Source organism: Cupriavidus sp. GW822-FHT02D05, from assembly GCF_058802485.1.
In genome coordinates, this window is the sequence record NZ_JBXAOE010000007.1 from 146156 (window position 1) to 160458 (window position 14303).

General features: G+C 69.6%; 8 protein-coding genes and 1 other RNA gene. 8 read left to right on the plus strand and 1 reads right to left on the minus strand.

The genetic code is table 11. From position 1 onward, the window contains the following. Window positions 1-78: 78 nt before the first annotated feature. Window positions 79-2994, plus strand: a complete 2916-nt coding sequence (locus AC1RQK_RS11565; RefSeq protein WP_492809161.1) for a PD-(D/E)XK nuclease family protein — start codon at window positions 79-81, stop codon at window positions 2992-2994. Beyond that, window positions 2991-6608, plus strand: coding sequence for a UvrD-helicase domain-containing protein (locus tag AC1RQK_RS11570; RefSeq protein ID WP_492809162.1), 3618 nt, complete (start codon window positions 2991-2993; stop codon window positions 6606-6608). The genes AC1RQK_RS11565 and AC1RQK_RS11570 overlap by 4 nt, the downstream gene beginning before the upstream one ends. 183 nt (window positions 6609-6791) lie before the next feature. Here AC1RQK_RS11570 and ffs read toward each other — a convergent pair. Next, window positions 6792-6890: signal recognition particle sRNA small type (ffs, locus tag AC1RQK_RS11575), an RNA gene on the minus strand. A gap of 116 nt (window positions 6891-7006) precedes the next feature. Between ffs and AC1RQK_RS11580 the strand changes: the two genes are divergently transcribed. The 6 genes from AC1RQK_RS11580 (at window position 7007) to AC1RQK_RS11605 (ending at window position 14240) form a co-directional block, all read left to right on the plus strand. Further along, complete coding sequence (locus AC1RQK_RS11580; RefSeq protein ID WP_492373879.1) at window positions 7007-9517, plus strand: adenosylcobalamin-dependent ribonucleoside-diphosphate reductase; 2511 nt, start codon at window positions 7007-7009, stop codon at window positions 9515-9517. Window positions 9518-9610: 93 nt separating this feature from the next. Continuing rightward, the gene (locus AC1RQK_RS11585; protein WP_492809163.1) at window positions 9611-11920 is read left to right on the plus strand and encodes a DNA polymerase III subunit gamma/tau; all 2310 of its coding nucleotides are present in this window, start codon (window positions 9611-9613) and stop codon (window positions 11918-11920) included. A gap of 82 nt (window positions 11921-12002) precedes the next feature. Next, on the plus strand, window positions 12003-12335 hold the full coding sequence (locus AC1RQK_RS11590) for a YbaB/EbfC family nucleoid-associated protein (RefSeq protein ID WP_006157727.1): 333 nt from the start codon (window positions 12003-12005) through the stop codon (window positions 12333-12335). Window positions 12336-12353: 18 nt separating this feature from the next. Further along, window positions 12354-12671, plus strand: coding sequence for an antibiotic biosynthesis monooxygenase family protein (locus tag AC1RQK_RS11595; RefSeq protein WP_174423318.1), 318 nt, complete (start codon window positions 12354-12356; stop codon window positions 12669-12671). Further along, window positions 12668-13282, plus strand: a complete 615-nt coding sequence (gene recR / locus AC1RQK_RS11600) for a recombination mediator RecR (RefSeq protein ID WP_492372447.1) — start codon at window positions 12668-12670, stop codon at window positions 13280-13282. Before AC1RQK_RS11595 ends, recR begins: the two co-directional genes overlap by 4 nt. Window positions 13283-13334: 52 nt before the next feature. Next, window positions 13335-14240: a LysR family transcriptional regulator gene (locus AC1RQK_RS11605; RefSeq protein WP_492372446.1), complete on the plus strand. Its 906-nt coding sequence runs from the start codon at window positions 13335-13337 to the stop codon at window positions 14238-14240. Window positions 14241-14303: the final 63 nt, after the last annotated feature.

A 14303-nucleotide genomic window follows, 5' to 3' on the forward strand; every position in this document is an offset into this window, starting at 1 on the left:
GCGCGATGCCCGGCTGCGCGCGCTGACCGCCGTGCGCTTTCTCGCCATGGCATCCGATCCGGCCGTTACTCTCGCTTCATGACCTCGCTGCAATTTCGTCCCGGCCCCGACTTCCTGCCGCAGGCCGCCGCCGCGGCCTGGTATTTCCTCGACCATTGCGGGGAGCAGCAAGCCGCCGCGCATGTGGTGGTGCCCACCGCTGCGCAGATCCCGGGCGTGCGCCAGGCGCTGGATGCTGCCGCGCGCGCGGCCGGCAAGCCGCGGCTGCTGCCGCGGGTCGTCACCATTGGCCACTGGCTGCTCGACCTGCCGCCCGACCCGATCCCGGTGCGCAGCCATGCGGCGCGGCTGCTGGCCGTGCAGCAAGCCATCCGCGCGCAGGACTGGCTGCGGCGGGCATTCGGCGCGCAGACCGAGGCCGCGGCGTGGGGGCTGGCGCAGACGCTGCTCACCATCAGCGACGAACTGAGCGCACGCTGGCTCGACGATGACGCCATCCGCGATGAAGATGTCGATGGGGACGATCGAGCAGCCCTGCTGCAGGGCGCGCTGGAGCGGACCTACGCGCATCTGTCCTCCCGCTTCCTCGGTGAGGAAGCCCGCATCGTGATGGCCTTCTGGCAAGCCTTGTCCGGCCCGGACGATCCGCTGCCCGCGCGCCGGCGCGCGCTGCACCGGCTGGCCCAGCACCTGGACGGCCCGGTCATCTGGCTCGGGCCAACGCCGCCCCAGCCGATCGAGCAAGCGTTCCTGCGGCAGGCCGCCGAGCTCGTGCCGGTGATCCGCATCGGCTACGACTGGACCGCGCAGTCCGCGCAGGCGCCGAGCAGCGCGCTCGATGCCGATTTGGGCGATGAGGACGGGGAGCTCGACTGGTACGACACCTTGCTGGCACTGTGGCCCGAGGCGCGGCTGCCTGGCGCGAACGAAGCCGCCGCGCGCCGCGCGCCACGTAGCCTGCCGGCCGAGCGCCCGCGCGTGCGCGTGATCGGCAGCGCGCGCTTCGAGGACGAGGCCGGCGCTGCCGCCGAGCAACTGGTGCAGTGGCTCAACGAAGGCCGCCGCCACGTGGCGCTGGTGGCGCACGATCGCGTAGTAGCGCGGCGCGCGCGCGCGTTGCTGGCGCGGGCCGGTGCGCCGGTGCGCGATGAAACCGGCTGGAAGCTCTCGACCACGCGAGCCGCGGCTGCGCTGATGCGATGGTTCGACCTGCTCAACCAGGACGGCGATACCTCGGCCTTGCTCGACCTGCTAAAGAGCCCGTTTTGCCTGCCAGACTTTGCGTTGCGCGGCGAGGCCATTGCCGCGCTGGAGCGGCAGATCCGGCGCGACGGCATCAGCGGTGGCTGGCGCCGCTTGCAGCAGCGCTTCCGTCCTGATACGGCCGACCAGGCCAGCGGCGATAGCAATGCCGGCGACGCCGCGCAAGACGACGCGCGCCGCGCCGCCCGGCAGGCCGCTTGCGAGCTGGTGCAGCACCTTGCGGCCGAAGCCGGCGCGTGGCCGCGCGGCAACGCACAGCATCCGGTCTCGACCTGGCTGGAACGCCTCGATGCCACGCTGGATGTGCTCGGCATGCGCAAGGCATTGTCTGCCGACGATGCGGGCACACAAATGCTCGATGCGCTGGCGCGTCTTGCCGACCTGCCGCAGGACGAGACGGGTGCGGGCGCCACGCTCAATCTCGGCGAATTCCGCTCCATGCTGTCAGCCTTGCTTGAGTCGGTTGCCTACAAGGAGCCCTCGGCCAGCGGCGCCGCGCGCATCACCATCCTGCCGCTTAACGGCGCGCGCATGCGCCGCTTCGATGGGGTCGTGGTGGTGGGGTGCGACGACACGCAGCTTCCCTCCAGCGCGGCCGAGCTGATGTTCTTCTCCAACCAGATGCGGCGCGAGCTCGCACTGGAAGACCGCGAGGTGCGCTTCGCCCAGCAGGCGCGCGACCTGGCCGAAGTCCTGCTGAACAACGACGACGTGGTGCTCACCTGGCAGCGCCTTGGCGCGCGTGGCGAGCCCAAGCATGTGTCGGGCTGGATCGAGCGGCTCAGCGCGCTGTGCTCGCGCGCGGGCGCGCCGATCGAGGCGAGCGCGCTGCCGGTGCTGCACGAGACCTTCGCCGAGGTGGACGGCATGCCCGCGCCCGCGGCATCGGAGCTGGTGCCTGCGCGCTGGAGCGCGCAGGCGTACAACATGCTGCGTCGCTGTCCCTACCAGTTTTTTGCCGGCCGCATGCTCGGGCTGGCGGGGCTGGAAGTCGTCAGCGACGACCTCGAAAAACGCGACATCGGCGAGCTGCTGCACCGCGTGCTGCTGCGTTACCACCGCGAAGCGTCCCAGGACGGCTTGCGCCGTGAAGATGCTCGCCTGGCGCGCCTGCGCGAGATTTCCGATCACGAGTTCGGCGCGCTGATGAAGGAAGACGGCAACGCCATCGGCTACTACCGCCGCTGGTGCGAAGTGCTGCCGTCCTACGTGGCATGGCAGGCTGAACGCGAGGCACAGGGATGGTTTTGGGACGATGGCGAGCTCGATGCCACTGTCGACCTGCCCATGCCCGACGGCCAGTCGCTGCGCGTCAATGGCCGCATCGACCGGCTCGATCGCGCGCGCGACGGCAGCCGCGCGGTGCTCGATTACAAGACCCAGACCGTGCTGCGCTTGAAGCGCAAGGTCGGGGACGTGGAAGAGGATTGCCAGTTGCCGTTTTATGGATTGCTGCGCGCCGACGTTGCCGCTGGCAGCTGGGTGGCGCTCGAAGGCGCGAAGGACGGGCCGCCGGCGCCACAGCGCGAAGTGAGCCTGCCTGACTTCGATGCCGCAGTGGCGTGGCTCGAACAACAACTGCGCAGCGACGTGATGCGCCTGCGCCAGGACGCGCCGCTGCCGGCCTTCGGGGACGCCAGCGCATGCACCTACTGCACCGCCCGCGGCCTGTGTCGCAAGGGCTTCTGGGAAAGCACGGCGTTGCCGCCGGGGATCGGAGGCCGCGCATGAGCATCCACGCCTATCTGCGCGATGGCCAGCCGGTGGCCGAGGCCGAGTTCACGCGCGCGGCCTGCGACCCCGCCAGCTCCGTGGTGGTCGAGGCTTGCGCGGGCAGCGGCAAGACCTGGCTGCTGGTGGCGCGCCTGCTGCGCCTGCTGCTGGCCGGCGCGGCGCCGCACGAGATCCTCGCCATCACCTTCACGCGCAAGGCCGCGGAGGAAATGCGCGAGCGCTTGCTGGAAGTGCTGGCGCAGCTCGCGCGCGACGATGACGACGCGGTGATTGCCGCGCTCACGCAGCGCGGGCTGTCGCCCGATGCCGCACGCGCCGCGCTGCCGCGCGCGCGCGGCCTGCATGCACAGGTGCTGGCCGCGCCCGGGCGCATGGCCATCGATACCTTCCACGGCTGGTTTGGCACGCTGCTGCGCGGCGCGCCGCTGGCGTCGGGCATCGTGCCGGGCGCCACGCTGCGCGAAGACGCACTGCGCATGAAGCGCGAGGCCTGGGCGCCGTTCTGGCAGGCCCTGGCCACGCCGCCGTATGCCAACCTGCGCGTCGCCTTCGAGCGGCTGGTGGATGCCATCGGCGAGTTCCAGGCGCGGGCCTTGCTCGACGCCATGTTCCATGCGCGCAGCGAGTGGTTTGCGTTCCGCGAAAGCGCCGATCCCGCCGAGGCGCTCGCCGCGGACCTGGGCGAGGATGCCCAGGTCGACGTGCTGCTGGACGTGCTGGCCGATGACGGCTGGCTTGACGCTTGCCAGGGCATGGCGTCGCAACTGGGCCGGGGCGGCAAGACCGAGCAGGCTCACGCTACGCGCCTGGCCGATGCGATCCTGGCGATCCGCGCTTGGCGCGAGGCGGGCGCCGAAGGGGGCGAGCCCGCCGAGCGCACCTTCGCGATATTGCGCGACGCGTTTTTTACCGCCGCCGGCAAGCCGCGATCGCTACGCGCCACCACGGCGCTGACCAAAGCGCTCGGTGGCGAGGCGATGGTCGATGCGTTCCTCGCCGAGCACGGCGACATGTGCGCCGCGCTGGAGCAGGTCGCGCAACGCCGCTGCGAGGCCGCGGTGCTGGCGGTCAACCTGGCGCTGTATGAACTGGGCGACGCGCTGCTGACGCGCTACCAGCACCACAAGTCCGAGCAGCGCGCGATGGACTTCGCCGACCTCGAATGGCTGGCCGCGCGGCTGATGCGCGACGAAGAGACCGCGACCTACCTGCAAGTCCGGCTCGATGCGCGCTACCGCCACCTGTTGCTCGACGAGTTCCAGGATACCAACCCGTTGCAATGGCGCATCCTGCAGGGCTGGCTGGCCGGCTACGCAGGCCTGGGTGAGCGGCCCACGGTATTCCTGGTGGGCGACCCCAAGCAATCGATCTATCGCTTCCGCCGCGCCGATGCGCGCCTGTTCCAGACCGCCGGCGAGATGCTGCAGTCGGGTTTTGGCGCCACCGTGCTGCGGACCAACCGCACCCGCCGTAACCGCCCGGAAGTGCTCGATTGGGTCAACGCGGTGTTCGACACCGCGCGCGCCGACGGGCGCTATCCGCTGTTCGAGACGCAGACGACCGCGCTGGACGAGCCCGGCGGCCCGGTGTGGCTGTTGCCACTGGTCGAGCCCGAGGCAGAGCCGGCACCGCAGGACGACGCGGCTAGCGATGACGATGAAGCCGAGCGGGACCCCGCCATCCACCGCGATACGCTGACGCAGCCGCGCCAGCACGAAGGCGATTCGCTGCGGCTCGAAGAGGGCCGGCGCGTGGCGGCCTGGCTAAAGCATGTCCGCGCCACGGTGCCGGTTGCCGACAGCAATGGCCCGCGGCCCGCGCGCTGGAGCGATGTGCACTTGCTGGTGCGCCGCAAGACGCATCTGGCGGAGTACGAGCGCGCTTTCCGCGAGGCCGGCATTCCCTGCCTGAGCCCGCGCCGCGGCGGTTTGCTGGCTACGCTGGAAGCGCTCGACCTGTCCGCGCTGCTGGCGTTCCTGATGACGCCGGAGTCTGACCTGGACCTGGCCCATGTGCTCAAGAGCCCGCTGGTGGGCGCGACCGACGAGGACCTGATCGCCATCGCGCAGATGGCCCAGGCGCGCGAGCCGCGGCCAGGCTGGTGGGCCTGCCTGCGGGAGCAGGGGCTGCCCGAATTCGGCAGCCCGGCGCTGCGCGATGGCGTCGCGCGCCTGCGCCACTGGCTTGAGGTGGCGCCGCATCGCCCGGTGCATGACCTGATCGACCACATCTACCATGGCGGCGAAGTGCGCCGGCGCTACGCCAAGGCCGCGCCGGCCGAGATCCGCGACCAGGTACTAGCCAACCTCGATGCCTTCCTCAAGCTCTCGCTTGACCTCGATGGCGGGCGCTACCCGAGCCTGCCCAAGTTCATCGACGAGTTGCAGGAAATCCGGCGCGGCGAAGAAGGCGAAAGCCCGGATGAAGGCGGCATGGCCGATAGCGCCGAAGACGCGGAAGGCGAGGCCGATGCCGACGACGCCACCGACAATGCGCAGGACGCGGTCCACATCCTCACCGTGCACGCCGCCAAGGGGCTGGAGGCCCCGTTCGTCGTGCTGCTCGACGCAAATCATAGCGACGCCGCCGCGGATCGGAGCGGCATCCTGATCGACTGGCCGCCGTCCTCAAGCGTGCCGGTGCATTTTTCCGCCTATGGCAAGCGCAGCACGCGCGGGCTCGCTCGCGCGCCGTTGTTCGAGGCTGAGGCCGCCTTGGCCGAACGCGAGAACTGGAACCTGCTCTATGTGGCGATGACGCGCGCGCGCCAGGGCTTGCTGGTGAGCGGTGTCAAGGGGCGCGCATCGCGCAGCGCCGACAGCGCCGAGGGCAACCGCGAGATCGCCGGTAGCTGGTATGCGCGGCTGCTTGCGGCCGGCGTCGGCGTGGAAGTCGAGCCCTTTCCGGCGGCCACCGCGCAGGACGTGGCGGATGCCGCCGCCGGCAGTGATGCATGCGTGCGCTTTACCGATTTTCGCCAGCGTTACCGTGAAGCGGCCGAGAGCCTGGCGCCGGTGCTGGCGTGGGAGGACGAGGAGGCGGGGCAGGGCGCCGCCACGAGCGAGGACGGCGACCACACGATTGTGTTCGATGCCGACGCGGCGCGCCATGGCGAACTGTTGCACGCGCTGCTGGAACGCGTGACGCGCTACCCGGAGGCGTTCGAGGGCTTGCCCACGCCCGAGGTGGTGATGCGCTGGTTCCCGCTGGCAGGAGCCGGTACGGCGCAGGCGCGCACGCTGTGGCGGGACCAGGCGCATGCCGCGGTCGAAGGCGCGCGATTGATGCTGGAGGCGCCGGCATTGCGGCCGTTGCTGTTCCCGCAGGGCGCGCTCAGCGCCCGCAATGAGGTCGAGCTTTACGATGCGCGTGGCCGCCTGCTGCGGATCGACCGCCTGGTGGAGTTTGCCGATCGGGTGGTGATCATCGATTACAAGCTGCGCCTGCTGCCGCAGGAGCACGCGGCCTACGCGCAGCAGCTCGCAGGCTATGTGGCAGCGGTCAGGCCCATGTTCCCCGGGCGGCGGGTCGAGGCCGGCGTGGCCACGGCCGATGGGGAGTGGATTGCGGCGGATGCGCTGCAAACGTCGCGCCAGGGCACGCTGTTCTAGGCGAGTCCTGGATCATGGAAAGCGGGAGGGCATTGCGTGGATGCGGATTCAGCGAGGCCCTGCCGAACATTGTGCTATCGGCGGCCTGATGCGCAGACCTGAAGAAAGCGCGATGATGCGAGGGGAGTTACTGCTGGACAGCTGCGGCTGGATAGCTGCGCAATACAGCTAGGGGGATGTTAGGGGGACGAGCCTGACCCTCGGCACTGGCGGAAAACGGCTGTGGCTGCTTCGTTCCCGACCTGACCAGGTTGACCGCGCCACCATGCGAGGAGGCCCGTCCGGTCGGCATTGTAACCCAGAGCGGGCGGGTCCGGCAGTTTTCCGCGAAATTGATTGCGTAAATTGATTGAGTCGCTTGATTGAGCCATGCAACCCAGACACCTGCGAGATCCACGATGAATGCCAAAGACCAGATGCTCCGCGCCACGCTGCCGCCCCAGGACATCTCCACGGAAGTCCTGCTGGAGAAGTACGCCAAGGGTGAGGAGGCGACCGCCGCCGACGTGCGCCAGCGGGTGGCGCGCGCGCTGGCCGAGGCAGAGCCCGAGGCGCAGCGCGCGCAATGGGCTGAGCGCTTCCTGTGGGCACAGGAGCAGGGCTTCGTGCCGGCGGGGCGGATCAACTCGGCGGCCGGCACGCGCATCGAGGCCACGCTGATCAACTGCTTCGTGCAGCCGGTGGGGGACTCAGTTTCCGAGGCGCGTGGCGGCAAGCCGAGCATCTACGCCGCGGTGGCGCAGGCGGCGGAGACCATGCGGCGCGGCGGCGGCGTGGGCTACGACTTCTCCGCGATCCGCCCAGCCGGCGCGCTGGTGAGGGGCACACACTCGCGCGCTTCGGGGCCCGTGTCGTTCATGAAGGTGTTCGATGCCTCCTGCGCCACGGTGGAATCTGCCGGTTCGCGCCGTGGCGCGCAGATGGGCGTGCTGCGCTGCGACCACCCGGATATCGAGACCTTCATCCACGCCAAGGACCGCGGCGACCTGACCAACTTCAATATCTCGATCGGCGTCAGTGATGACTTCATGCGCGCAGTCGAGGCCGATGGCGAGGTCGAGCTGGTGCACGAGGCCGAGCCCGCGGCGGAAACCATCGCCGCGGGCGCGTACCGGCGCGACGACGGCCAGTGGGCCTATCGCCGCGTGCCGGCTCGCCAGCTGTGGGATCAGGTGATGCAGGCTACCTACGACCATGCGGAGCCCGGCATCTTGTTTCTGTCGCACATCAACGACGACAACAATCTTTATTACTGCGAGCGCATTGAGGCCACCAATCCCTGCGCGGAGCAGCCGCTGCCGTCCTATGGCTGCTGCGACCTCGGCTCGATCGACCTGACCCGTTTCGTGCGCCAGCCCTTCGGCACGGACAGCCGCTTTGATTTCGAAGCCTTCGCCGAGGTGGTGCGGCTGGCGGTGCGCATGCTCGACAACGTGCTCGACGTTACCTACTGGCCGTTGCCGGAGCAGCAGGCCGAGGCGCATGCCAAGCGGCGCATTGGCCTGGGCTTCCTCGGGCTGGGCAGCGCGCTGGTGATGCTGGGCATCCGCTATGACGCCGAGGCGGGGCGCGCGCTGGCTGCGCGCATCGCGCAGACCCTGCGCGACACAGCCTACCTGGCCTCGGCCGGGCTGGCGCGGGAGAAGGGCGCCTTCCCCCTCTTCAAGGCCGAGGCCTACCTGGCCAGCGGCTTCGCGCGGCGCCTGCCGGCGGCGGTGCGTGACGCCATCGGCCGCGACGGCATCCGCAACTCGCACCTGCTGTCGATCGCCCCGACCGGCACCATCACGCTGGCGTTCGCCGACAACGCGTCGAACGGCATCGAGCCCGCTTTCTCGTGGACCTACAACCGCAAGAAGCGCATGGCGGACGATAGCTACAAGGTGTTCGAGGTGGCCGATCATGCCTGGCGCCTTTATCGCCACCTCGGCGGTGATATGGCGCAGTTGCCTGACAGTTTCGTCACGGCGCTGCAGATGTCGGCGCTCGATCATATGAAGATGCTCGAGGCGGTCCAGCCCTATATCGACACCAGCATCAGCAAGACGGTGAACGTGCCGGAGGACTATCCATACGAGGCCTTCCGCAATCTTTACCTGGAAGCCTGGCGCGCGGGGCTGAAGGGGCTTGCCACCTACCGCCCCAATAGCGTGCTGGGCGCGGTGCTGTCGGTGACGCCGCCGCCGGCCGGCGCCCCGGCTGCGCCCGCCACGGCCGCTGTGACGGATGACCCGCTGCGCAAGCCATTCGCGAGCCGGCCTGTGGGTGACCTTGAAGGGGTGACGTCCAAGGTCGAGTACATGACTTACGAGGGGCACAAGACGGTCTACCTGACGGTCAATTTCATGCGTGTGGCCGGCCAGCTCGATGGCAAGCCGGTGGCCGTGGAGCGTCCGGTGGAGTTTTTCATGCCGGCCGGGCAACGCAACGACGGCCAGCAGTGGATCACGTCCACCATGCGGCTGCTGTCGATGGTGGCGCGTTCCGGGGGCTCGATCGCCAAGGCATTGGCCGATATGCGCAATGTTGTATGGGATAAAGGCACGGTGCGCTATGGCATGCTGGCGCGCCAGGACGGCACCGAGGTGCCGCGCTTCCACGATTCCGAGGTGGCGGCGATCGGGTATGCCCTGCAGCGCATCCTGATCAAGCGGGGTTTCCTCGATGCGGAGGGCATCCAAGTGCCGGTGGCGGCGCTTGCGGCCCGCCTGGCCGGGCTGGAAGGGCCAGGCGGCGGTGCCGTTGACAGTGGTGGCGCGGCCCCGGCAACGGGTGGCGCTGGCATGCCGGCCGCCGGGATGGGGCTGCGCTCGGGCAAGCCATGCCCGGAGTGCGGTGCCCATGCCCTGCATAAGGTCGATGGCTGCGCCAAGTGCGCCAACTGCGGGTATGTCGGGGAATGTGGCTAGGGGCCTGGGGCGCAGGGCAACGCACCTGGCCACCATGTGAAGCGGGCGTGAATCCCGCCTGAAGGACGGCTGCCTTTTGCTACAATCGCCGCCATGAGTTATCAAGTGCTAGCGCGCAAATGGCGCCCCCGGGATTTCACCACGCTGGTCGGCCAGGAGCACGTGGTCCGCGCGCTCACGCACGCGCTGGAACAACAGCGGCTGCACCATGCCTACCTGTTTACCGGTACGCGGGGCGTCGGCAAGACCACCTTGTCCCGGATTCTCGCCAAGGCGCTGAATTGCATCGGGCCGGATGGCACGGGCGACATCACCGCGCAACCTTGCGGGGTGTGCAAGGCCTGCACCGAGATCGATAGCGGGCGTTTCGTCGACTATATCGAGATGGACGCGGCCTCCAACCGCGGTGTCGATGAAATGGCGTCGCTGCTGGACAAGGCGGTGTACGCGCCCACGGCGGGGCGCTTCAAGGTCTACATGATCGACGAAGTGCACATGCTGACCAACCACGCCTTCAACGCCATGCTGAAGACGCTGGAGGAGCCGCCCGCGCACGTCAAGTTCATCCTGGCTACCACCGATCCACAGAAGATCCCGGTCACGGTGCTGTCGCGCTGCCTGCAATTCAACCTCAAGCAGATGCCGCCGGGCCATATCGTCAGCCACCTCGACCACGTGCTGGGCGAGGAGGGCATCGTGCGCGAGCCCAATGCGCTGCGCCTGCTGGCCCAGGCCGCCCACGGTTCGATGCGCGACGCGCTGTCGCTGACCGATCAGGCCATTGCCTACAGCGCCGGCCAGGTATCCGAGGCCGCCGTGCGCGGCATGCTGGGCGCGATCGATCAGAGCTACCTGGTGCAGTTGCTGGATGCGCTGGCCGCCGAAGACGGCCCCGCCATGCTGGCGGTGGCGGACGGCATGGCGGATCGCAGCCTGTCGTTTGCCGGCGCCTTGCAGGACCTGGCCTCGCTGCTGCACAAGATCGCGCTGGCGCAGGCGGTGCCCGCCTCGGTCCAGGAAGAATGGCCGGAAGCCGCCGAAGTGCGCCGCTTTGCCGCCGCCTTCGATGCGCAGGAAGTGCAGTTGTTCTACCAGATCGCCAACCTTGGCCGCAGTGAGCTGGCGCTGGCGCCCGACGAGTACGCGGGCTTCACCATGACGCTGCTGCGCATGCTGGCGTTCCGCCCGTCGGCCAGCCCCACACCTGCGGTGGCGCAGGGTGGCGGCCAACAGGCGCCGCGCGCACGCGGTGGCGCTGCGCCGGTGGCCCGGGTTGCGGCAGATGCGGCCGCAGCCAGCGCCGCCGTGGCGCCTGTTGCTCCGAGCTTGCGTGCGGCCGCGCCGATGCCGGCCGGCGATCCCGCGCCAGTCCAGGCACAACAGCCAGTGTCGGCCCCGACGCCGGCAGCACCCGCAAGGACGCTGAGCCCGGCTCCGGCAGCTGTCGCGCCGGCAGCCGCTCCCGCCGCCGGGGCGCCGATGTCGCCGGCCCGTGCGGCGCTGGCCGCGGCGCGCCTGGCCTCCGCCGCGCGCGCAGGGGGCAGCCCGCGCACGCTGCCGCCTGCAGCCGTAGCTGCTGCTGCGCCAGCTGCGCGCCCGCCCTCGGCCCAGCCCTTGCGTCCGCCCGGCCCACCCGCTGCGGTGTCGAGGCCGGCGGCCCCGATGCCTGCCGCCCAGGCCGCAGCCCCTTCGCGCCGGGAGCCTGCGCCCGCGCGGCAAGCCGCCGCGGATGCGCGCGATGTCCGCGACAGCGGCCCGAGCGACGACGTCCCGCCGTGGGAGCACGCAGGCAGCAGCGACGTGCCGCCCTGGGAAGACCTCCCGCCCGACCTGCCCGTGATCGGGCCGTACGACAGCGATCCCGAGCCGATGCCCTCGCGCCAGGCCGCGCCCCGGCGCGAACCTGCCCCGCGCGCCGCACCGCCTGCTCCCGCTGCCGTGCAAGCTGCCCCGGCCGAACCCGTGGCTCCGGTGCGGCTCACGCCGCCTAAGCCGCCGGTGGCCGGCGAAGATGGCACGCCGCCGGTGTTTACCGGCGCGTGGCCGGCACTGGCTGCCAGCCTGCCGCTCAAGGGCCTTGCGCAGCAACTGGCCTACCAGAGCGAGCTTGTCCAGGTCGTGGGCCGTACCTTCCACCTGCGCGCGCCGGTGGCGCCCATTACCGAGGCCGGCGTCGTCGAGCGCCTGCAGCAGACGCTGGCCGAGCACCTCGGCACCGACGTGCGGGTGCAGTGCGAGATTGGCGCGGTAGCCGATACCGCCGCCGCCGCGGATGCGCAGGCTCGCGCGGAGCGCCAGCGCGAAGCCGAGGCCACCATCGAAGGGGATCCCTTCGTGCAGGGTCTGCTGCGCGAGTTCGGTGGCACGATCCTGGAGGGATCGATCCAGCCGCGCGCCGCCTGACCTCTTATTTTTGCCAGGCTGCCGGCGCCCATGACGCGCGGCGGCCCGTAACTTCTATCCAAACGCTAATCAGGAGCACTCCATGATGAAGGGCCAACTGGCTGGGCTGATGAAGCAAGCCCAGCAGATGCAGGAAAACATGAAGAAGATGCAGGAGCAGCTTGCCCTGATCGAGGTCGAGGGCCAGTCCGGCGCCGGCCTGGTCAAGGTGGTGATGACCTGCAAGAACGATGTCAAGCGCGTCTCCATCGACCCCAGCCTGCTTGCCGAAGGCGAAGACAAGGAACTGCTGGAAGACCTGGTCGCCGCTGCGTTCAACGACGCCGTGCGCAAGGCCGAGGCCACCTCGCAGGAAAAGATGGGCTCGATGACCTCCGGCCTGCCGTTGCCCCCGGGCTTCAAGCTGCCGTTCTGAGCCTGACACGGAGCCCGCATGATTCTCGAATCCGCAGTGCTGCCGGTGCGCCCCGGCCAGGAAGCCGCCTTTGAAGCGGCCTTCGGGCAGGCGCGTCATATCATCGCGGGCATGCCGGGCTTTCTTGGGCTTGAGTTGCATCGCGGCATCGAGCAGCCGTCGGAGTACCTGCTGACAGTGCGCTGGCGCACGCTGGAAGACCACACCGAGGGTTTCCGCGGCTCGCCCGAGTACCAGCAGTGGAAAGCCTTGCTGCATCATTTCTATGAGCCGTTTCCCACCGTGCTGCATCACTTGCCGGTGGTGAGCATGGCGGCGTCCGGGGGGGCGGCATGAAGGGCGCCCCCCCGACGTCGCTGCAGGCGCTGATCGAGGCGTTGCGGGTCTTGCCGGGCGTGGGGCCGAAGTCGGCCCAGCGCATGGCTTACCACCTGCTGCAGCACGACCGCGAAGGTGCCCGCAAGCTGGGCGACGCCTTGCGCGGCGCGGCCGACGGCATCAAGCATTGCTCGCGCTGCAATACCTTCACCGAGCAGGAAATCTGCGCGACCTGCCTGGACCAGCGGCGCGACGCCTCGCTGCTGTGCGTGGTGGAGACGCCGTCCGACCAGATCATGATCGAGCAGACGCTGACCTATCGCGGCCAGTATTTTGTGCTGATGGGCCGGCTCTCTCCGCTCGACGGCATCGGCCCGCGCGAAATCCACCTGGACCGGTTGCTGGCGCGCGCCACCGACCCCGCCATGGGCGGCCCGGTGACGGAGGTGATCGTCGCCACCAATTTCACGAGCGAAGGCGAGGCCACGGCGCACTATGTTGGGGAGATGCTGAAGGCGCGCGGCCTCAAGGTGTCGCGCCTGGCGCGCGGCGTGCCGGTGGGCGGCGAACTCGAATACGTCGATGCCGGCACCATTGCCCGCGCGGTGATGGACCGGCGCGCGGTGTAGCCGTGCCCGGTCGTATTGCCATGCCTGGGTCCGTGCGCGGGGCCACAACCGCATGAATCTCGCCCGTTTCGACCTTGTCACGCTTGGCCTGTTCGTGGCCGTGGCCCGCCAGGGCAGCATTTCCGCCGGCGCGCGCCAGTCTCACCTGGCGGTGGCGGCGGCCAGCAAGCGCATTTCCGACCTGGAGGCCGCCGTTGGCGCGCCGCTGTTCTTTCGCCACGCGGCCGGGGTGCAGCTGACCGAGGCCGGGCAGGCCTGCTTCCACCATGCGCTGACCATCCTGCAGGACGTGGAGCGCATGGCCGGCGTGATGTCGGACTACGCCAGCGGCGTGCGTGGCCAGGTGCGCGTGTGCGCCAATACCTCGGCCATCACGCAGTTCCTGCCCGACGACCTGGCGACCTTCATGGCGCTGCATCCCACCATCCGCATCGAGCTCGAAGAGCAGAACAGCAGCGAGATCGTGGCCGCGCTGGTGGAAAACCGCGCGGACGTGGGCATCTTTGCCGACCGCACGCCCAGCGCGGGCCTGGTCACGGTGGAGTACCGGCAGGACGAACTGGTGCTGGTCACGCCGCCGGGCCATCCGCTGTCGGAGCGCGGGCCCGTGCGCTATGCGGACACGCTGGAATACGACTTCGTCAGTTTGCCGCAGGTCACCTCGCTGGCGGCTCGCCTGCTGGAGGAAAGCAGCCGGCTGGACCGGCCTTTCCGCCTGCGCATCCAGGTGCGCAGCTTCGACGCCATGTGCCGCATGGTGATGGCGGGGCTGGGCGTGGGCGTGCTGCCGCGCATCGCGGCCGAGCCGCACGTGCAGTCGATGGGGTTGTCGCTGGTGGGGCTGCAGGATGCGTGGGCACGCCGCACGCTGCTGATCGGCATGCGTGACCCTGCGGCGCTGACGGTGTCGGCGCGGCTGCTCATTACCCATCTCTGCGGCGACCGCGCGCCGTTCTGACGCCCTTGGGCTTCAACGTGGCTCGTTCGGGGCTTTCGCGTTCCGAGAAGGCCCGCTTCTCCG

What these genes read in the sequence shown, in the direction of transcription:
- AC1RQK_RS11590 (WP_006157727.1), top strand. Translation starts at nt 12,003, where the DNA reads ATGATGAAGGGCCAACTGGCTGGGCTGATGAAGCAAGCCCAGCAGATG.
- AC1RQK_RS11570 (WP_492809162.1), top strand. Translation starts at nt 2,991, where the DNA reads ATGAGCATCCACGCCTATCTGCGCGATGGCCAGCCGGTGGCCGAGGCC.
- AC1RQK_RS11580 (WP_492373879.1), top strand. Translation starts at nt 7,007, where the DNA reads ATGAATGCCAAAGACCAGATGCTCCGCGCCACGCTGCCGCCCCAGGAC.
- AC1RQK_RS11585 (WP_492809163.1), top strand. Translation starts at nt 9,611, where the DNA reads ATGAGTTATCAAGTGCTAGCGCGCAAATGGCGCCCCCGGGATTTCACC.
- AC1RQK_RS11565 (WP_492809161.1), top strand. Translation starts at nt 79, where the DNA reads ATGACCTCGCTGCAATTTCGTCCCGGCCCCGACTTCCTGCCGCAGGCC.
- AC1RQK_RS11595 (WP_174423318.1), top strand. Translation starts at nt 12,354, where the DNA reads ATGATTCTCGAATCCGCAGTGCTGCCGGTGCGCCCCGGCCAGGAAGCC.
- AC1RQK_RS11605 (WP_492372446.1), top strand. Translation starts at nt 13,335, where the DNA reads ATGAATCTCGCCCGTTTCGACCTTGTCACGCTTGGCCTGTTCGTGGCC.
- recR (WP_492372447.1), top strand. Translation starts at nt 12,668, where the DNA reads ATGAAGGGCGCCCCCCCGACGTCGCTGCAGGCGCTGATCGAGGCGTTG.